Source organism: Streptosporangium heterodermiicola (genome assembly GCF_051390675.1).
Classification (GTDB): Bacteria; Actinomycetota; Actinomycetes; order Streptosporangiales; family Streptosporangiaceae; genus Streptosporangium.
The window spans coordinates 686,513-702,419 of the sequence record NZ_JBPJSR010000002.1 but is presented as its reverse complement, the minus strand read 5'-3'; the positions used below and the strand labels follow the sequence as shown (position 1 = coordinate 702,419).

Here is a 15,907-nt window from a genome sequence, read left to right as displayed (position 1 = left end):
CGTTGTGTGCGCTGCATCCGCCGCGTGTGCTGCGTGTGTGCCGCGGACGGCGCACGACGGTCCGGTGCTCCCGCGTCTGGCGGGCTCCGGCACCCGGCGGGCGCGGTCAGGTGATCGGTATGGGCCGGTTGGCATCGGCATCGTCACTTCCTCAGGGGGGTCGCGGAGGATGAGTCCGGGCTCTCGCCCGTGCCCCGGTGGGGATCCGGATCACGGGGCGACGTCCACGCAAATCGTTAAGATTGGTTCCGAAACTTACACGCAACACAGCGCGTGTCAAGGGTCACGCCAGGGTGGAGGGACGGCCGCACGCGCGGCGGGGTGTTCAGGCAGACCGGCGGCGGACCAGCCGGGCCGGGATCACCGTCTCGGCGGAGAGCTCCGCCGTCCCGCCCCCCAGCCGTTCCAGCAGGCGGCGGGCACACGCCTGGCCGATCTCCCTGGCCGGGTTGGCCATGGTGGTCAGTCCCGGCGAGACGAGACTCGCCGCCTCGATGTCGTCGAACCCCATGACGGCCAGGTCCGCGGGAACGCGCAGCCCCCGCTCCTCGGCCGTGTCGAGCGCGCCGATGGCCATGATGTCGTTGGCGCACAGCACGGCGTCCGGGGGCTCGGGCAGGTCGAGCAGGCGGGCGGTGCCCGAGGACCCGCCCGCCCGGCTGAAGTGCGTGTGCGCCACGAGCCGGGGATCGGCGTCCGCGCCGGCGGCCAGCAGCGCGGAACGGTAACCCGCGACGCGCTCGGCCGCCGGTCCCTCCGCGTGCGGGCCGCAGACGAAGCCGATCCTGCGGTAACCGCGTTCGAGCAGGTAGCGGGTGGCCTCGGCGGCCCCGCCCTCGTCGTCGCTGTGCACGACGTCGACCCCGGCCTGGACCAGGCGGCCCCCGAGCCGTACGACGGGGATGCCCGCCCCGATGACGGGCAGCAGGTCCTCGGCGTGCGTGTGGAAGACCGCGAAGGCGAGGCCGTCCACCTGCCGGGCGATCATCTGGTCGATGGCGGCGCGCTCCAGCTCCCGGTCGCCGTCGGTGTTGCTGATGATCTCGTCGTAGCCCGCCGGTCCCAGCACGTCCTGGAGCCCGCGCGCCAGCGCCGGGTAGAAGGGGTTGGTGATGTCCGGGATGATCAGCCCGATCGTCTGGCTCCTGCTCGTGCGCAGCCCCCGGGCGAGGACGTTGGGCCGGTATCCCAGCTGGTCGATCGCGGCCAGCACGCGCCGCCGCGTCTCCTCGGCCACCGGGCGGCGCCCGTTCAGCGCGTGCGACACCGTGGTCGCGCTCACTCCCGCGAGCCGCGCGACCCTGGTGATGCTGGGACGGTCACCGCGGACCGGCCCGCGGACGTCCCGGTCCCCGGCGGGGGCGCCCCCGCCGGGGACCGGGACGTCCGAGGCGGAGGCGTCTGCGGTGGCGGCGTCCCCGCCTCCGGCCGGAGCACGCCCCCGCGCCCCCCGTTCTCCCCGCGATTCCCGTACGGGCTCGTCCGCCGGGAGCCGCGCCGCCGCGTGAGGAGCGGACAGGGCCCTCCGCGTGCCACCACGCGCGAGGTCCGGCGGGTCACGGTCGAGCGGGTCACGGGCAAGCGGGTCCTGACCGGGCGGGTCGCGGTCGAGCGGGTCACGACCGAGCGGGTGCTGACCAGGCAGGTCACGGCCCTGCGCGTCACGGCCGGAAGAGTCGTGGGAGAGGAGGTCGAGGGCCGCGTCCAGCTCTCGGCGTCCGAGGGACGCGGCGTCCTCGAAGGCGGCACCGGCGGCGATCCTGAGCAGGGTGGACTCCCAGACCTCACGCACGGCCGCCAGGACGAGCGCGGCCACGACCCCGGCCCCGAGCCCTCCCCCCGCGCCGGGACCGCCCGCGTCGGAACCGCCCGCGCCGGACTCGATCGCCTCGCGCAGCGCGCGCTCCTGCCCCGCGAACATCTCCCGGGAGTACGACCGCAGCGCCGGGCTGTCCCGGTAGATCCGCGCGTGGACGGCGACCGCCCCGGCGTCGGCGGCGTCGGCCATGTCGACCAGGTCAGCAGCGTCGTCGGTGTCATCGGCCGCGTCGTCGTCGGCGTCCTCCCCGGCACCGGCCGCCGAGGGCCTGGCCATGACGCGGCGGATCGCGTCGACGGGCCGCTCACCCGCCAGGCGCTCCCTCAGGGCCCGCTCGGGAGCGGGCCAGCCGAGCGGATCCGCCTCGAAGAAGATCTGTTCCTTGACCGGGAAGTGGTTGAAGACCGTCTTGGTCGAGACGTCGGCCACCGCCGCGATCTCGGCCACCGTCACGGTCTCGAAGCCGCGTTCGGCGAACAGGCGGCGTGCCGTGCCCGCGATGGCACGCCGCGTCTCCCCTTTCCTCCGCTCACGCCGCGTGGGGGGTCGCTCCTCGGAGGGTGCCGGGACCATGGGCAGATCTTACATCGACACACTCCTTACACCCACTATAAGTTTCTCAGGGCGGCTCGATGCCCCCGTCGGGGCGGCGTACCCGGGCCGACCAGCGCTCGTGGAGGTGTTCGAGCGGCGGATACTTCGCCGCCAGCGTCTCGTCCAGGTCGATCCCCCAGCCGGGCGCGTCGTTCGGGTAGAGGTATCCGTTGACGGGGCCGATCGTGCCGGGGAAGACCTCGTGGACGGCCTCGGGATAGAGGTGCCCCTCCTGGATCTGGAAGGCGGGGGTGGTCACGTCGAGCGCCACGTTGGCGGCGGCGCCCACCGGCGAGACGTCCGCGGGCGAGTGCCAGGCGGTGCCCACGCCGGTCAGCTCGCAGAGCGCGACCAGCTTGCGCGCGGGGGTGAGCCCGCCCACCGACGAGACGTGCAGCCGCAGCAGGTCGACGCCGCCCTCGCGGACGATCCTGGCCGCGTCGGCGACGGAGCTGAGCTGCTCGCCCGCCGCGATGGGCATCGGGGCGGCCTCGCGCACCTCGGGCAGGCGGTCGTAGAACTCCGGCGCTATCGGATCCTCCAGGAAGAAGAGCCGGTACGGTTCGAGCGCCCGCGCGAGGGCGATCGCCTGCTTGGGGGTGAGCCGCGAGTGCACGTCGTGCATCAGGCCCGGCTCCTCCCCCAGTTCCGCGCGGGCGCGCTCGAACAGCTTCGGGGTGTCGCGCAGATAGCGCTGCACGTCCCACCCGTCGGGGTACGGGGAGCCGGGGTAACCGCCCGGAGAGCCGGGCGAACCGTAGTGGCCGAGCCCCGGCGCGCCCGTCTGGAGCCGCACGTGGCGGTATCCGGACGCCAGGATCGCCTGGGCCTCCTCGATCGTCTCCTCCACGGTGGCCGCGCCCGCGTGCAGGTAGGTGTCGGCCGCGGCACGCACCCGGCCGCCGAGGAGTTCGTACACGGGCATGCCCGCGCGCTTGCCCGCGATGTCCCAGAGCGCCTGGTCCACCCCCGACAGGGCGCTGTTCAGGACCGGGCCGCCCCTCCAGTAGGAGGAGAAGTGCACCATCCTGGTGATGTCCTCGATGTCGGCGGGGTGGCGGCCGATCAGGAGGGGGCCGACGTGGTGTTCCACCGCGGCGGCCACGGCGTGGAAGCGCTGGGTGAAGGTCGCGCAGCCCAGGCCGTACAGGCCGGGGTCGCTGGTGTCGACCCGGACCACCACGAGGGGCACGCCCTCGGGGGCGGTGACGATCGGCCGTACCCCCGTGACGCGGAGGGCGTCCCTGGCGGGCCAGGGGGCCTGGGTCTCTGGCAGGGGAAGGGATGTCATGCGGCCTCCGCGTCGTCCGGCATGGGAAGAGGGGTCACGCGGTCTCCGGCACGTCCGCCGCGTCCGCCGCGTCCGCCGCGGGGAAGGGGTGCCGGACGGTGAGGCCGAGCAGGCGGCGGGCCTCTCCCAGGTCGATCGGGACGGCCCTGCCCGGCAGCGGCGCCCGCCGCTCGACCCCGGGGTGGAAGCGGTCGAGCAGCTCCTCGGTGGGTTGCGGGGCCAGGGTGTCCTCGGCCGTCACGAAGATCGCGCGGTAGCCCTCGATCGGCCGGGTGAGCGCCTGCCAGGTGGCGAGGGCGGCGTCCCTGCCGTCGAGGTAGGTCCACAGCTCGGCGGCGCCGGAGCCGGGGTCCTCCGCGTACTCCCGCGCACGTTTGTCGAGCTTGTCCCCCGGCCCGCCGAGCAGGGGGAAGCGCAGCGCGACGACCGTCATGCCGTAGCGGCGCGCCATCATCGCCGCGGTCGCCTCGTCGGCCTGCTTCGACAGCCCGTACGGGTCCTCGACCTGCAGGGGCAGTGACTCGTCTATCGGCAGGTAGGCCGGGTGCAGCGGGCGCGAGGCCCAGGGGAGGCCGAGCACGGAGTAACTGCTCGCGATGGCGGCCCGGCGTATCCCCGCCTGGCCCGCCTCCTCCAGGACCACGAAGGTCGCCCGGGTGTTGCCGCAGAAGACCTCCTCCGGCGTGCCGAGAACCGGGGCCGGGATCGCGGCGAAGTGCGCGACGGCGTCAACGCCGTCGAGCGCGTCGCGCACCGTCGCCGGGTCTCCCACGTCCCCGACGACCACCCGGCCCGCCACCGGCCCGCCGGGGTCGCGGAGGTCGAGGGCGGTGACGGCCACGCCCCGGTGCGCGAGCAGGTCGAGCATCAGCCGTCCCAACCTGCCCGCGGCCCCGGTCACCAGGACCCGCCGGGGAACCTCACTCATGCGTCACCACCTGCGGCGGGAAGGGCTCATCCGTGTCGCAAATCGATTTGTACATATGAGATCAGCTTGCTACCCCGCCATTGCCATGTCAATAGCGGCGCGCCCCGGGCGCGTCCGAGGCCGACCCGCGCCCGAGGCCAATCCGCGTCCGAGGCCGACCCACGTCCGAGGCCGACCCACGTCTAAGGCTGACCCACGCCCGAGGCTAACCCGCGGCGCGTTCCGCGAGCGGGCGGCGGCGCAGCGCGGTGTCGGTCAGCGAGGGCGGGCGCCAGGCCCCGTCCGGGTGGTACACGTTGGTCCCGGGCGGCACGATCTCGTCGATCCGGTCGAGGGTCGCGTCGTCGAGGGTGAGCGAGGCGCCCTTCAGCAGTCCCTCCAGCTGCTCCATGGTCCGCGGCCCGGTGATCACCGAGGTGACGGCGGGATGCGCCGCGGCGAAGGCCACGGCGAGCTCGGGGAGCGAGCAGCCGATGTCCGTCGCGACCTCGACGAGCTTCTCGACGACGTCGAGCTTGGCGGCGTTCACCGGAATCGAGGGGTCGAAACGCGCGGGCATGAGCGAGGCGCGCCCGGTGGAGAGGTCGATGGGCTGCCCCTTCCTGTACCTGCCGGTGAGGAACCCCGAGGCGAGCGGGCTCCAGGTCAGCACCCCCATCCCGTAACGACGGCAGACCGGGAGCACCCCGGCCTCGATCCCCCTGGCGAGCAGCGAGTAGGGCGGCTGCTCGGTCCTGAAGCGCTGGAGCCCGCGACGCTCGGCGACGTTGTGCGCCTCGACGATCTCCTCGGCCGGGAAGGTCGAGCAGCCGAAGGCGCGGATCTTCCCCTGGCGTACGAGGTCGCTCAGCGCGGAGAGCGTCTCCTCGATGTCGGTCGAGTGGTCGGGGCGGTGGATCTGGTAGAGGTCGATCCAGTCGGTCCCCAGGCGCCGGAGGCTCTCCTCGACCTCCTTGATGATCCAGCGCCGCGAGTTGCCGCTCCGGTTGGGGCCCTTCCCCATCCGGAAGTGAACCTTGGTGGCGAGCACGACGTCGTCACGGCGCCCCTTGAGCGCCTTTCCCACGATCTCCTCGGACTCGCCGGCGGAGTACATGTCCGCGGTGTCGACGAAGTTGACGCCCTGGTCGAGGGCGGCGTGGATTATGCGGACGCAGTCGTCGTGGTCGGGGTTGCCGACGGCACCGAACATCATGGCTCCGAGGCAGTGGACGCTCACCTCGATGCCGGTGCCGCCGAGGACGCGATAACGCATGGGTCGTGCTCCCTTGATGGTCGTTCCGGACGTGATGTCGCGACGCCCCGCATCGTAGGATCTAGAGTCGACTCTAGGTCAAGTCCGTATCCTGGACGCCATGGACACGGTCACGGACACGGGCACGGGCACAACGGATCTGAGCATCGGGCAGGTCGCCGAGCGCACGGGATTGAGCGTTCACGCGCTGCGCTTCTACGAGCGCGAGGGCATCCTGGCCAATCCCGTACGGCGCGACCCCGGCGGGCGCCGCGTCTACGGCGAGGACGACGTGGAGTGGCTGACCCTCTGCATCATCCTCCGCGCCTCCGGCATGCCGCTGCCCGCGATCCGCCAGTACACGGAGATGGTGAGGCTGGGAGACGGCAACGAGGTGGAGCGGCTCGCCCTCCTGCGCCTGCACCGGGAGCGGGTGACCGCCCAGCTCGACCGGCTCAACCGCTGCCTGGACCTGATCAACCACAAGGTCGGGGTGTACGAGGACATCCTCGACCGGGGAGCCGCCGGCCACGAGTGCGTCGCACCGCCCTCACCGGAGAACAGGCCGGAGCGCGGAACGGTCCTGGAAGAACGGGCCTGAAGGAGTCCGAAGGAACAGGCCCGGCGGCATCGGCCGCGACACCCGCCCACATCAAGCTCACGCACGGGCCACACCGGACCACCGGGACCGAGGGCGAGGGGCTCGGGCACGCCCGGAGGGGAGGCCACAGGGACGCCCGGCAAGACCTTTAAATGTTAGGAAACTTTCCTAAAGATATTGACGGATCGCTGTCGGGGTCGGTTGGATGGGCGGTCATCAAGGCCCCCTGCCGAGACCTCTCGCCACCCCCTTGGCCTGTCAGGCCAGCGAGGAGCTCCACATGCTCAGACGCATCCGAACGACGGCAGCCGCGATCCTGGGTGCCACGGCGCTCGCCGTCACCACCCTCTCCGCCCCCGCGGCCGGCGCCGCGCCGCCGCCGAACCTCCCCGCCACGCGGGCGCAGGCCGCCCCGGCGACCTTCACCCACCCGGGAGTCCTGGTCAGCAGGCCCCAGCTCGACTTCATCCGCGCGAAGGTCAACGCCGGCGCCCAGCCGTGGAAGGGCGCCTTCGACCAGATGATGGGGCACTCCCTGGCGTCGCTGTCGCGGACCCCCAAGCCGCGCGCGATCGTGGAGTGCGGCTCCTACTCCAACCCCAACAACGGCTGCACCGACGAGCGCCAGGACGCGCTCGCCGCGTACACCATGGCGCTGGCCTGGTACGTCACGCAGGACAGCAGGTACGCCCAGAAGGCCATCCAGATCATGGACGCCTGGTCCGCGGTGATCAGGGACCACACCAACAGCAACGCCCCGCTGCAGACCGGATGGGCCGGATCCTCGTGGCCCAGGGCCGCCGAGATCATCCGCTACACCTACACCGGCTGGTCCGCCGCCTCCGTCACCCGTTTCTCCACCATGCTGCGGACCGTCTACCTGCCGAAGATCATCAACGGCTCCAACAGCAACGGCAACTGGGAACTGAGCATGATGGAGGCCGCGCTCGGCATCTCCGTCTTCCTTGAGGACCGGACGAGCTACGACAGGGCCGTGGCCAAGTTCCGCGGGCGGGTGCCGGCCTTCATCTACGTCTCGTCCGACGGCGCGCTCCCCAAGGCGCCTCCGGGGAGCGGCATCGACACCCGCGCCGAGATCATCGACTACTGGCAGGGCCAGTCCACCTTCATGGACGGCCTCACCCAGGAGACCTGCCGCGACTTCACCCACACCGGGTACGGGCTGTCGGCCATCTCGCACTTCGCCGAGACCACCCGGATCCAGGGGCAGGACCTCTACCCGGAGATCAGCGAGCGGCTGCGCCACGCGCTGGGCCTGCAGGCGAAGTACCAGCTCGGCGCCGCCGTGCCGTCCTCACTGTGCGGGGGCACCCTCCACCTCGGGCTGGGCCCGATCACCGAGGTCGGCTTCAACGCGCTGAACACCCGGCTGGGCATCGCGATGACGAACACGCAGCGTCTCACCGAGCAGCAGCGCCCGGCCGGGACGAACGTCCTCTTCGTCGCCTGGGAGACCCTGACCCACGCCGCCAACCCCAGCTGACACCGATCCCCCCGAGGGGCCGTCCCGGTCGACCGGGACGGCCCCTCCCGCGCGTCAGATCTCGCGTCAGGGCCGGGCCGGAACCGTCCGGTCCGGCCGGTTCGCACACCGCACACGGAACCGTCCGGTCTGGCCAGCCCGCACACGGAACCCGGCCGGGCCGTTCCGTCCGGTCAGTTCGTACGGCGCACGCGGATGCCGTGGGCGTCGGCCCGCTGGACACCGCCCGCGTCCACGTTGGAGATCCGGATCAGGCCCTCGACCGTGCCCTTCTTACCGTTGCCGGTCAGTTTGAGGACCAGCATTCCCGGGTCGCTCCCGTGGGAGGAGTGCGGGTCCCCGGAGAGCGGGTTCGGTCCCCGGGTCGAGGCGAAGGCCCACTTGTGGTCCGGGGAGACGGCGAAGAGGTCGACCGTCGGGTCCGCGCTGAACGGCGATACGAGGTCGACGGTGCCGACGTGGGCGCCGCTCGACCCGTCGAAGACCTCGGCGACGTTGGCGTCACGGTCACCGGCCCACACGTGACGCTCCCCCGCGGACGCGAGGACGCCGTGGGCGTCGCGCTCGGGCGAGTCGTCGTTGAAGAGCGCCTGGACCGCCGGGGTGTTGGGCGGGTTGGCGGGCGAGTAGCCGCTCATCGGCAGCCTGAAGACGCTGAACTGGTCGAGGTTGGCGGGTGTGCCCCCGCCCCCGTTGCCGAAGACGGTGCCCTTCGCCTCGATGAACCCGCAGCCGTTCGCCGGGATCCTGGTCGCGTCGTACTCCCCCACGATCGACATCGGCGTCGTGTGCCAGTCGACCACGAGCATCCCGCCGCCCCGCAGGCTGACGAAGACCGGGCCGTTGTCCGAGGCGATGAACGGGCAGATCGGCGCGTTGTCCGGCCGGAGCCCGGGTGACTGGCAGGGCGCGCCGTTCGGAGTGGCGCAACCGGCCAGGTCGACCGTCGCGGCGGGCTGCTGGACGAAGGTGTTCGAGGCGTAGTCGGTGCTGACGCGCTCCAGCTTCTTGCCGTTCTGGTTGGAGACGATCAGGTATCTGTCGTCCTCGGTGGGCCAGAGGGCGTGGGCCTGCCGTACCCCTCCCGCTCCGGTCTCGGTGAGAAGGCAGGTGAGCGGCTGCCGGGTGCGGGCGTCGAAGACGACCACGTGGCCGCTGGCGACGAAGGCGAGCGCGGCGTGGGTGTCGGCCTTGTTGAAAACGATCATGTGCGGGCGTACGGGCACGCTGCCGGTCCTCGCCAGGCAGAGGGACGAGGTCGCGCCGCCCAGGTCCAGGACGTGGACGGGCCGCGCCGACGACAGCCGTTTGGTGACGTCACGTCCGGAGTACACGCTGACGGTGCCACCGTGGGCGAGCCCGTTGGTGTTGGACTGGTCGACCAGCCACACCTCGTACGACTTCTCCGCCGCCACCTGGAACGGCACTCCCGCGCCCAGAACGAACAGCGCCAGCACCGCGACGACCGCGGCCCGCCACTTCCCCATACGCCCTCCAGAACCACTCCGGCCGGAGCGTCTCCCCGCGTCCCCGTAGAGCCGCCGCTTTATCTTTAGCCCCATATCCACATAAGTCTAAGAATTGTATGATTTTCAAAGAAAGCGGGTCAAGACTCCCCGCTCCACGGGATGGCGAATTTCCGGAAGAAACCAAACCTCCAAAGCAAGAAAAAGAAAATATGGCACCATTTCAATATACAAAGCGGTGAACGGCCCCGGCGATGGTACCCGCCGCCGCCGGCACAACGAGTGGCCGGTGAGACGGGGCGACGCGGCGCGGTACGTCGGAGATCACGGCCTCTCCCGTGTCAGAAAGCCCTGAACGCCCCGAGCAGCGTGGTCGCTATATTGGCGCCATGAACGCGCTGGTCCGACGCCCGCTGGGCCAGACCGCCCTGTCCGTGACACCGCTCGGCCTGGGGCTGGCGGCCCTCGGCCGTCCCGCCTACATCACGCTCGGCCGCGCCGAGGACCTCGGCGGCGACCGGGACGTCGCCGCGATGCGGTCGCGCACCTGGGCCGTGCTCGACGCGGCGTGGGCGGCGGGCGTGCGCTATTTCGACACGGCGCGCTCGTACGGGCGGGCGGAGGAGTTCCTCGCCGGGTGGCTGCGCGAACGCGGGATCGCCCCGGGGACCGTCACGGTCGGCTCGAAGTGGGGATACGCCTACGTCGGTGACTGGCGGCTGGACGCCGACCGGCACGAGGTGAAGGAGCTCACCGCCGACCGGTTCCGCGTCCAGCTGGAACAGACCCGCGCGCTGCTCGGCGAGCACCTCTCGCTCTACCAGATCCACTCGGCGACGGCCGAGAGCGGCGTGCTCGACGACGAGGACGTGCTCGACGGGCTGCGCGCGTTGCGGGCCGAGGGGGTCGCGGTCGGGCTGTCGACGAGCGGGCCGCGCCAGGCGGACACCGTCGGGCGGGCGATCGAGGCCGGGCTGTTCGACACGGTGCAGTCGACGTGGAACCTGCTGGAACGCTCGGCGGGCGAGGCGCTCGGGCGGGCGTACGAGGCGGGGATGGGGGTGATCGTCAAGGAGGGGGTGGCGAACGGCCGGTTGACCGTCCGGGCGGCCCCCGCCGCGCTCGTGACCGCCGCGCGCGAGCGGGACACCACGCCGGACGCGCTCGCCCTCGCGGCCGTACTGGCCAGGCCGTGGGCGGGAGTGGTGCTGAGCGGCGCGGTCTCGGCCGGACAGCTGCGCGACAACCTCTCCGCGGCCGGGACGGTGTGGGACGCGGAGCTGGAGCGGCGGCTCGCCGGGCTGGCGGAGGAGCCGGAGGACTACTGGGCGAGGCGCGGCACACTGCCCTGGAGCTGATCGGCCCCGGGCCCGGTCTCAGGTCCGGTCCCAGGCCCGGGACCGCGTCGGATCCGCGTACCGCACCAGGGCCGGGACCTCTCCGGACACGAAGTCTCCCTTCCCAGGGGGTACGCGGCTCAGGGAGGGGCGCGCAGCGGAGTACGGCCGAGATTGCCGATCAGCTCGGGAAGGGAGTCGAAGACGTGGCCGGCCCCGGCCTCGCGAAGCTCCTCGGGCGAGAAGCCTCCGGTGCGGACCCCGATGCCGGGGATGCCCGCCCGGCCGGCGGCGAGGAAGTCCCAGGTGGAGTCTCCCACCGCGACACCCGACGCGCCCTCGACCTTGGCGAGTGCCACCCGCAGCAGGTCGGGCGCGGGCTTGGTCGCCTCGACGTCCTCCGACGTGGTCCACGCGCGGCAGCGTGACCGGCCGTCGACGAGGTCGAGGAAGTGCTCGACGTGCTGCGGCTTGCCCGACGAGGCCAGCACGACGGTGAACCCGCGCCCGCCGAGCTCGTCCAGGAGTTCCGTGGCTCCCTCGAACGGCCGTATGTCGTCGAGGAACACGTCGAACTCCTCCACCCACGCGTCGCGCAGCGCGTCGCCGTGCCGCCGCTCGACGTCGTCACCGGCGAGGGCGGCCACCAGCCGGTCCCCGCCCATGCCGATGTGCCGGTGGATGCGCCACACCGGCAGCCACACGTCGTAGCGCCCGAACGCCCTGAACCAGGCGAGCGCGTGCTGGTAGTTGGTGTCGACCAGGGTGCCGTCGATGTCGATGATGGCGGTGTCGGCCATGTGGGGGATGTGCCCCCGCCCGTACGGCGCCATTCGGATCGCTGTTCCCGGGATTGGGGAAAGATCCTGCCTGACGCGCTTTGCGAAAACCCGTCGTGCTCGCGAAGAGGCTCGCGGGGAACCGCGAGGAACACGACAGTGGGCGGCCGACCGGCCGGGCGCCGTCGACACCGACACCGACACCGTGATCGTCCGCCCCATTGATTCACCCGATCAATCACCGAAAGTAGGAAATATCCTGAAAGAACGGGATAACAGTATTTCTGTTCCCCGTCGTTTTCCGGGCGCTCCCGGCGGCCCTTTCCGCGATCCATGTCACGCGCCGGCACGATGCCCGTCCCGCGCACGAAACGAGCCGCGGGTGCCCGCCGCCTGCACGGAGGAGGTGCGGGTGACGGCGGCTCGCGACCTCCCGTGCCCCACCCCGAGCGTCACCGACCCGCCCCGGCGCTAGACGACCTCGCCGCACGCCACACTTCCCGGCGACCCGACGGGCCGGACTCCGGCACCGGCGCACCGGTCGTTCCCCCACCCTCCGGGCTCCGGCCTCGGGATCCGGCGATGCCCTCGACAGCACGCCCACCTGCCGAAGCACCCATGGCCGGTGGCGTTCCCCTCCTGCCGGCGAGCGCCTCCGATATCGATTGCGTACGCGGCTCCGATCGCTAGGATTCCCGGCATGACGTATTCGTTCTTCTTCAACCTGCGCTGAGCCCCCGTCGGCGAAGCGAGGCACACCCCGTCGTCGACGACGCGGGGCGGCGTGGCGCCGTCCCGGGCTGACGTGGGAGAAGAACGATCACTATGCGCATTCGCGCGAGTTTTCTCACCGCACCGCGTCCCAGCGCCCTCGCCGTCTCGTGACGGCGGCGCGCCTGGTGGCGCGGTGCGTTCACGGGCTGGAGCCGACGGTCGCGGCCGAGATACTCCAGCTCGGACTCGGAACGGTCACCCGTCTGGGGCATCGCGAAGTCCACTTCCGCACGTTCCGGTCGGGGCCGCGAGCGCTCGGGCTGAGCACGGCGGACGACGTGTTCCTGCTCGCCGCGCAGCGGCCCGACATCGGCACGACCAAGCGGGACCTCACCGAGCTGGCCCTGCTCGCCGACACCGCCGACATCGGCACGCTGATGCGGCTGCGGCAGGAGCAGGGAGGTTCCGGCGCGGTCACCGGGGTCGAGGTGTCGGCGTCGTTCCTGGGCAGGCGTACCTTCAACCGGTACGACGCCGAGGACGCCGTCGGTCAGGTCCTGGCGCGGCGGCTGGGGATCGGCTACCACTCGCGGCGGGCGGGCGCCGGACCCCCGCCCGCGCACAGCGGGTGGCGGCTGACCCTCGACGGCACGCGGGCCACCCTCATGCTGAGGATCACCGACCGGCCCCTGCACCGGCGTGCCTACAAACGGCACTCCATCCCGGGGACCCTGCATCCTCCGCTGGCCGCCGCGATGGCACGGATGGCCGACATCCATCCGGGTCACACGGTCCTCGACCCCTGCTGCGGCGCGGGGACCCTGCTGATCGAGGCCGGGCTGCACCAGTCGCACGCCCGTTTCCACGGCTTCGACCTGGCTTCGGAGTCGTTGCGGGCGGCGAAGGAGAACGCGGCGGGGCTGCCGATCTCCATCGACCGGGCCGATGCCGGTCACCTGCCGCTACCGGGCGGCGGCGTCGACCGTGTCCTGTGCAATCCCCCCTGGAACGGGCAGGTCACCGCGCGGGGCCGGCTCTCCGGCTCCTCCTCACACTGGTGGGCGGAGCTGCGCCGCGTCCTGGCGCCCGGCGGCATGGCGGTGGTCCTGCTTCCCGACGCCGGTGACATCGCGGCCGGGATCCGGCGGCGGTTCGTCCCGCTGCGCGTGCAGCGGGTCCGGATCTCCGGCGCGCAGCCCTTCCTCGTCCAGTTCGCGGCGCCCGGCGAGCAAAGGGGGGTGTGACGTGCCATGGGGTCCGCCCGGCGGGAGGAGACGCCGGGCGGGCCCCTATCGGGCCCTGAGCTGGTCCAGGGTGTGGCCGGTGGCCCGCTTGAACAGGTATTCGGCCCGTTCGTAGGAGAGCCTGCGACGGCCGGTCTCCGGGCACAGGTCGCCGGGCGCCGGAGGACGGCCGGGACCGGGCCTGCGGTCGGACAGGAAGAGCGGGCCCCGGCGACGGCCCGCGACGAGGTAAGGGAGGAGCTCTGCGGTACCGGAGCGCCAGTGCACCCAGCCGGATCCGGTGGCCACCTTCCCGCGTCTCCCGGCCAGGTCGAGATCCTCGACGTTGAGCGAGAGCACCGGGCCCGCCCCGGCCGCGCTCTCGTGGAGCAGCAGCCACAGGGCGCGCTCGCGCGGGGCGATGTCCGGACGCTCCCAGAGCGCCTCGACCCGCGGCCGGTCCATGGGACGGGTGCGCCCCCGGGGTTCGGGCCTGCGCCCGAGCCCGGCGGCCAGGTCGCGGGGCACTCCCCCGCCCGGGCCACCGCCCGGCGCCCCCTGACCGGCGACCGGCACCTCTCGGCCGGCGGTCGACAGCCCCTGGGCGCTCGACGGACCCTGAGCGGCAGGACATGCCCTCTGAGCGGTCGACGATCCCTGGGCGCTCGACGGCCCATGAGCGGGCGGCAACCCCTGAGCGGTCGACGACCCGTGGGCGGTCGGCGGGCCCTGGGCGATCGACGGGCCCGCGTCGGCGACCGATGACCCCTGACCGGCGGTCAACGGACCTTCGGCGGCGGCCCAGGCGGAGAAGGAGCGGACGGCCCCGCGGTGACGGTTCCAGGTGGCGGGGGCCGCGTCTCCCCACGCGGCGCCGAAGATCTCCGCGACCCGCGCGGCGGTCACGTCCGGCAGCGGGATGTCGTCACCGAGGTCACGGCGCAGCCGGTTCATGGTCTGGCGGTAGGAGCGGACGGTCGCGGCGTCCAGGTCGTCACGGGCGAGGAAGGCGGTCGCGGCCTCGGCCAGGGTGACGGCCGTCCCCGGCGTGTCCCTTCCCGGGACGGCCTTTCCCGGAGTGCCCGTTCCCGGTCCACCCGTTCTCCGCGCGGTGATGTCGGCGCAGGCCGCGGCGCGTTCCGTGAGGATGGCGCGTTCCGGGCCGTTGAGGGTGAGGGCGGCGGCGCGTTCGAACTCCCGCCGGGCCTCCTCGTGGCGGCCGAGCCTGGCCAGCAGGTCACCGCGCACGCTGGGCAGGCGGTGGTAGCCCTTGAACACCGGCTCGCCGACCAGCGTGTCGACGAGCGCCAGGCCCGCTTCCGGGCCCCGGGCCATGGCCAGCGCGACCGCGCGGTTGAGCTGCACGACAGGGGTGGGCAGCACCCGGGCGAGCGCCTCGTAGAGGGCGGTGATCTGTGTCCAGTCGGTCTCCTCCGCCGTACGGGCCCGCGCGTGGCACGCGGCGATGGCGGCCTGCAGCACGTACGGGCCGAAGGGCGCGGCGCACTGCCTGGCGCGCAGCAGGGCCGTGAACCCCCGGCGGATGAGGAGCCGGTCCCAGCGCCCTCGGTTCTGCTCGTGCAGCGCGACGGGCTCCCCCGACGCTCCCGTCCTGGCGGCCGACCGCGACGCCTGGAGCTCCATCAACGCGACCAGTCCGTGCGCCTCGGCCTCGCCGGGCGCGAGTCCGGCCAGCAGGCGGCCCAGGCGCAGCGCCTCCTGGCAGAGGTCCTGGCGCATCAGGTCGTCGCCGGCGCTAGCCGCGTACCCCTCGTTGAACACCAGGTAGACGACCCCGAGGACCGATGACAGGCGCGCCTCCCGGTCAGGGCCCTCCGGGATCTCGAAGGGGATCCGGAGGGAGGCGAGGGTGCGCTTGGCCCGGACGACGCGCTGCGCGACGGTCGGCTCGGGGACGAGGAACGCGCGCGCGATCTCCTCGGTGCGCAGCCCGCCGAGGAGTCGCAGCGTCAGGGCCACCCGGGACTCGGCGGGCAGTGCCGGGTGGCACGAGACGAACATCAGGCGCAGGATGTCGTCGCCCACCTCGCCGTCGAGGGCCGCGTCGACGTCGGCCTCGGCGGACCCCGCGCTCCCGGGGGCCACAGCGGTGTCCCGCCGGGTGGCGAGGTCGTGGGCGAGCCGCTCGTGCCTGAGGCCGAGCCGTTCCTCGCGGCGCAGGTGGTCGATGGCGCGGCGCTTGGCGACGGCCATCAGCCAGGCGCCCGGGTTGTCCGGGACGCCCGCCCCCGGCCACTGTTCGAGGGCGGCCAGGAGCGCGTCCTGCGCGAGCTCCTCGGCCAGCCCCACATCGCCCACCATCCGGACGAGTCCGGCGACGATTCTCGCCGACTCCATCTTCCAGACCGCGTCGACGGCGCGGTGGGCGTCCCCGGACATCACGCGCTCGATCAGAG

11 protein-coding genes are annotated in these 15,907 nt (G+C 72.6%); 4 read left to right on the top strand and 7 right to left on the bottom strand.

Features of this window, described 5'->3' with window-relative positions; all coding sequences use genetic code 11:
* Positions 1-325: 325 nt before the first annotated feature.
* The 4 genes from ACSC1Q_RS06900 to ACSC1Q_RS06885 all read right to left on the bottom strand — a co-directional run bounded on the left by ACSC1Q_RS06900 (position 326) and on the right by ACSC1Q_RS06885 (position 5,887).
* Positions 326-2,392 carry a substrate-binding domain-containing protein gene (locus ACSC1Q_RS06900; RefSeq protein ID WP_436757805.1) on the bottom strand — a complete coding sequence of 689 codons (2,067 nt, stop codon included), beginning with the start codon at positions 2,390-2,392 and terminating at the stop codon, positions 326-328.
* 46 nt (positions 2,393-2,438) lie between these two features.
* Positions 2,439-3,704: an enolase C-terminal domain-like protein gene (locus ACSC1Q_RS06895; protein WP_436757804.1), complete on the bottom strand. Its 1,266-nt coding sequence runs from the start codon at positions 3,702-3,704 to the stop codon at positions 2,439-2,441.
* Between the two features lie 34 nt (positions 3,705-3,738).
* Entirely contained in the window at positions 3,739-4,632 is an 894-nt protein-coding gene (locus tag ACSC1Q_RS06890) for an NAD-dependent epimerase/dehydratase family protein (protein ID WP_436757803.1), read from the bottom strand.
* 205 nt (positions 4,633-4,837) lie between these two features.
* Positions 4,838-5,887 carry an aldo/keto reductase gene (locus ACSC1Q_RS06885; RefSeq protein WP_436757802.1) on the bottom strand — a complete coding sequence of 350 codons (1,050 nt, stop codon included), beginning with the start codon at positions 5,885-5,887 and terminating at the stop codon, positions 4,838-4,840.
* 100 nt (positions 5,888-5,987) lie between these two features.
* On the opposite strand from ACSC1Q_RS06885, the gene ACSC1Q_RS06880 reads away from it, so the two are divergent.
* The gene (locus ACSC1Q_RS06880) at positions 5,988-6,467 is read left to right on the top strand and encodes a MerR family transcriptional regulator (protein WP_436757801.1); all 480 of its coding nucleotides are present in this window, start codon (positions 5,988-5,990) and stop codon (positions 6,465-6,467) included.
* 280 nt (positions 6,468-6,747) lie between these two features.
* Positions 6,748-7,971, top strand: coding sequence for an alginate lyase family protein (locus ACSC1Q_RS06875; protein WP_436757800.1), 1,224 nt, complete (start codon positions 6,748-6,750; stop codon positions 7,969-7,971).
* 173 nt (positions 7,972-8,144) lie between these two features.
* Here the strand turns inward: ACSC1Q_RS06875 and ACSC1Q_RS06870 are convergent, their stop codons facing one another.
* Complete coding sequence (locus ACSC1Q_RS06870) at positions 8,145-9,458, bottom strand: YncE family protein (RefSeq protein WP_436757799.1); 1,314 nt, start codon at positions 9,456-9,458, stop codon at positions 8,145-8,147.
* Positions 9,459-9,826: 368 nt separating this feature from the next.
* Here ACSC1Q_RS06870 and ACSC1Q_RS06865 point away from each other — a divergent pair, with 368 nt between their 5' ends.
* Positions 9,827-10,795, top strand: coding sequence for an aldo/keto reductase (locus ACSC1Q_RS06865; RefSeq protein WP_436757798.1), 969 nt, complete (start codon positions 9,827-9,829; stop codon positions 10,793-10,795).
* Positions 10,796-10,914: 119 nt separating this feature from the next.
* On the opposite strand, the gene ACSC1Q_RS06860 is transcribed toward ACSC1Q_RS06865, so the two are convergent.
* On the bottom strand, positions 10,915-11,574 hold the full coding sequence (locus ACSC1Q_RS06860) for an HAD family hydrolase (RefSeq protein WP_436757797.1): 660 nt from the start codon (positions 11,572-11,574) through the stop codon (positions 10,915-10,917).
* A gap of 860 nt (positions 11,575-12,434) precedes the next feature.
* On the opposite strand from ACSC1Q_RS06860, the gene ACSC1Q_RS06855 reads away from it, so the two are divergent.
* Positions 12,435-13,511: a methyltransferase domain-containing protein gene (locus ACSC1Q_RS06855; protein ID WP_436757796.1), complete on the top strand. Its 1,077-nt coding sequence runs from the start codon at positions 12,435-12,437 to the stop codon at positions 13,509-13,511.
* 45 nt (positions 13,512-13,556) lie between these two features.
* Here ACSC1Q_RS06855 and ACSC1Q_RS06850 read toward each other — a convergent pair whose 3' ends face one another.
* The gene (locus tag ACSC1Q_RS06850) at positions 13,557-15,890 is read right to left on the bottom strand and encodes a sigma-70 family RNA polymerase sigma factor (protein WP_436757795.1); all 2,334 of its coding nucleotides are present in this window, start codon (positions 15,888-15,890) and stop codon (positions 13,557-13,559) included.
* Positions 15,891-15,907: the final 17 nt, after the last annotated feature.

Coding starts and splice junctions, on each gene's coding strand:
- ACSC1Q_RS06890 (WP_436757803.1), bottom strand. CDS start 4,632: ATGAGTGAGGTTCCCCGGCGGGTCCTGGTGACCGGGGCCGCGGGCAGG.
- ACSC1Q_RS06880 (WP_436757801.1), top strand. CDS start 5,988: ATGGACACGGTCACGGACACGGGCACGGGCACAACGGATCTGAGCATC.
- ACSC1Q_RS06900 (WP_436757805.1), bottom strand. CDS start 2,392: ATGGTCCCGGCACCCTCCGAGGAGCGACCCCCCACGCGGCGTGAGCGG.
- ACSC1Q_RS06895 (WP_436757804.1), bottom strand. CDS start 3,704: ATGACATCCCTTCCCCTGCCAGAGACCCAGGCCCCCTGGCCCGCCAGG.
- ACSC1Q_RS06885 (WP_436757802.1), bottom strand. CDS start 5,887: ATGCGTTATCGCGTCCTCGGCGGCACCGGCATCGAGGTGAGCGTCCAC.
- ACSC1Q_RS06870 (WP_436757799.1), bottom strand. CDS start 9,458: ATGGGGAAGTGGCGGGCCGCGGTCGTCGCGGTGCTGGCGCTGTTCGTT.
- ACSC1Q_RS06875 (WP_436757800.1), top strand. CDS start 6,748: ATGCTCAGACGCATCCGAACGACGGCAGCCGCGATCCTGGGTGCCACG.
- ACSC1Q_RS06860 (WP_436757797.1), bottom strand. CDS start 11,574: ATGGCCGACACCGCCATCATCGACATCGACGGCACCCTGGTCGACACC.
- ACSC1Q_RS06865 (WP_436757798.1), top strand. CDS start 9,827: ATGAACGCGCTGGTCCGACGCCCGCTGGGCCAGACCGCCCTGTCCGTG.
- ACSC1Q_RS06850 (WP_436757795.1), bottom strand. CDS start 15,890: ATGTCCGGGGACGCCCACCGCGCCGTCGACGCGGTCTGGAAGATGGAG.